The following is a 311-nucleotide window of genomic DNA, read 5'->3' on the forward strand; positions in this document are numbered from 1 at the left end:
TGACCCGTCCTGCCATAGGTTGACACCTATAAGGGACACAGAGCCGGCCTGTTCAAGCCGGCCAGAGACGCCCGATGAACCTCATCGGGCGTTTTCAATTTTAGGGATTGATGCGGTCGCTCCTGGTTGTAGATCTGCACGGCCTGCTGAACCATCCGGCTGGCCTGGGCCAGATCGGCAGGCCGGTGTAGCAGGAACTCCATCTTCAGGATCCCGTTGACGCGCTCGGCCAGCGCGTTCTGGTAGCAGTCGTAGCCGTCCGTCATCGAGCAGGCGATGCCGTGGCGCCGGTGAATCTGCTGATAGTCGTT

General features: G+C 60.5%; 1 protein-coding gene. It reads right to left on the bottom strand.

Annotated features, from left to right (window positions below; genetic code table 11):
- Positions 1-26: 26 nt before the first annotated feature.
- Positions 27-311: integrase core domain-containing protein (locus DBV14_RS32075; protein WP_148092463.1), on the bottom strand; the 285-nt coding region annotated here is incomplete at its 5' end.

The sequence above is a fragment of the Variovorax sp. KBW07 genome, from assembly GCF_003852515.1.
GTDB lineage: Bacteria > Pseudomonadota > Gammaproteobacteria > Burkholderiales > Burkholderiaceae_C > Variovorax.